Origin of the sequence: Ralstonia sp. TCR112 (assembly GCF_007997035.1) — a bacterium.
Classification (GTDB): domain Bacteria; phylum Pseudomonadota; class Gammaproteobacteria; order Burkholderiales; family Burkholderiaceae; genus Ralstonia; species Ralstonia edaphi.
In genome coordinates, this window is sequence record NZ_VOSS01000183.1 from 1 (window position 1) to 537 (window position 537).

Genomic DNA, 537 nt, shown 5'->3' on the forward strand with positions numbered 1-537 from the left:
CAACAGGTAGTGCTCGGCGCCGTCTTGCCCAGGGCGCGGTGTGACAGTAATGGGCTTCTTTAAACCGATGGTCTGGATGTTGCGGACAATATCCTCGAACTTCTGTGCGTTGCGGTCCCGGGGGTTCAGGACTTCGATTGTGTCCAGCGGAATCATGCGCAGGTCAGGCTTTGCGTGTTTCCTCGTCATGCGGCCCTCCTGATGCGGCTGCGCTCCGCCATGCCATAGAGGTAGTCCAAGTTGCCGAACCGATAGGTCTCAAGTTCGAATCTGTTGTGATCGGCCAAGCTGATGCGTGGCAGACCAAAGTCCAATCGCGGCAGGAGGTAATAGTCCAGCGGCCCTTGGTTGGCCGTGTCGAGCCTCACGGCTACGGTGATGTCGGGAAGAAGGCCAGCGTCAAAGCGCACCTTCCACCGGTGACTGCCGGTCTCCAGTATCTGACAGCGCGATAGAACGATCGAAACACTGAACTCGCGATTGACAGTGAGCAGGTCGGTTGCCGAGTCACGTTCTACTGAGCCGCCTAGTTCGGCA

At 58.1% G+C, this 537-nt stretch carries 2 pseudogenes; both read right to left on the bottom strand.

Annotated elements, in window-relative coordinates:
* Positions 1-189, bottom strand: a pseudogene (locus FUT88_RS25125) (ParB N-terminal domain-containing protein); the annotation flags it as partial.
* Positions 186-537 (bottom strand): annotated as a pseudogene (locus FUT88_RS25130) (recombinase family protein); the annotation flags it as partial. The pseudogenes FUT88_RS25125 and FUT88_RS25130, both read right to left, overlap by 4 nt.